1 protein-coding gene is annotated in these 1,763 nt (G+C 47.1%); it reads right to left on the minus strand.

All coding sequences use genetic code 11. The annotated features are described in order from the left end of the window. Positions 1-265: 265 nt before the first annotated feature. Positions 266-1,516 (minus strand): NADP-dependent isocitrate dehydrogenase, encoded by a 1,251-nt coding sequence (icd, locus tag BBW68_RS12055; RefSeq protein WP_070135554.1) that lies wholly within the window; start codon positions 1,514-1,516, stop codon positions 266-268. Positions 1,517-1,763 lie beyond the last annotated feature (247 nt).

Consider the following 1,763-nt stretch of genomic DNA (forward strand, 5'->3'; position numbering starts at 1 on the left):
AAACTAGGGTCTATTCAATCGGAGCGAATATACAGGGAGCAAAAAATCAACACTAAGGATTTGTTAGGGCATAAAAGCCAGCGCCAAACTAACCGTTACAACGATGACAGGGGTAAAGAATGGAGGGTTGTTGGAGCATGAAATATGGTCATTTTTCATACCGTTTTGCAGAATAGTTTTGCAGAGGTTTTGCAGAAGAATTTTTCAGGTCGGAAAAAGTACGGGGACATCTCGCCCCCGTTAACATTCGCTACAATAGAGTAACTTACATGTGCTTAACGATAGCATCGCCAAACTCTGAACATTTCAGCAACTTAGCACCATCCATCAGACGTTCAAAATCATACGTGACGGTTTTGGCGGCAATTGCACCTTCCATTCCTTTAACAATCAGGTTAGCCGCTTCTGTCCAGCCCATATGACGCAGCATCATCTCTGCGGACAGGATAACGGAACCTGGGTTCACTTTATCTTGTCCTGCATACTTAGGTGCGGTGCCGTGGGTGGCTTCAAACAGAGCACATTCGTCACCGATGTTTGCACCCGGAGCAATACCGATACCGCCAACCTGCGCCGCTAGGGCGTCAGAAATGTAGTCACCGTTCAGGTTCATACAGGCGATCACGTCATACTCAGCCGGACGCAGCAGGATCTGCTGCAGAAATGCATCGGCGATCACGTCTTTAACCACGATTTTTTTACCGGTGTTTGGGTTCTTGATTTTCATCCACGGGCCGCCATCCATCAATTCACCACCGAACTCTTCTTTCGCCAACTGGTAACCCCAGTCTTTGAAAGCGCCTTCGGTGAACTTCATGATATTGCCTTTGTGAACCAGCGTAACGGAATCACGGTCATTAGTGATGGCGTATTCGATGGCAGCACGAACCAAACGTTTGGTGCCTGCTTCAGAGCACAGCTTCACGCCGATACCACACTGCTCAGGGAAGCGAATTTTCTTCACGCCCATTTCATCACGCAGGAACTTGATGACTTTATCTGCTTCCGCGCTACCCGCTTTCCATTCGATACCTACATAGATATCTTCTGAGTTCTCGCGGAAAATAACCATATCGGTCTCTTCCGGGCGTTTAACCGGGCTTGGTGTGCGGGTGTAGTAACGGACAGGACGCAGGCAGATGTACAGATCCAGCTGCTGACGAAGGGCAACGTTCAAGGAACGAATACCGCCGCCGACCGGCGTGGTCAGTGGGCCTTTGATGGCTACGCGATATTCTTTAATCAGTTCGAGAGTTTCTTCTGGCAGCCAAACATCCTGGCCATAATGCTCTACCGATTTCTCACCGGTATAAATTTCCATCCAAGAAATCTTACGCTCACCATTGTAAGCCTTCTGCACAGCGGCATCGACAACTTTAATCATCACTGGAGACACGTCAACGCCAATGCCATCACCTTCGATAAACGGGATGATTGGATTGTTTGGTACGTTGAGTTTTCCTTGGACTAAGGTAATTTTCTGACCTTCCGCCGGAACAACTACTTTGCTTTCCATTAACCTCTCCTATCGAGCGCTTTTTTGTTAATGATTTGTAAGATGCGCGTCAATACTACTTGAATATTCACTTCGCGCCAATCTTCTCTGGTCTTCGGTATAATGCGTTTGTTGTTACCTAGTGCAAAGACCATGCGAAAAACTCCCGTTACGAGGCTTTGTTGAATAATAAGTAATCATGCTCTTTAATATGCCGGTTTTGGACGAAGATGCTAGTCATTCCGGTATGTATTACCGAACACTGGTT

The sequence above is a fragment of the Candidatus Erwinia dacicola genome, from assembly GCF_001756855.1.
In the GTDB taxonomy this organism is placed as follows: Bacteria; Pseudomonadota; Gammaproteobacteria; order Enterobacterales; family Enterobacteriaceae; genus Erwinia; species Erwinia dacicola.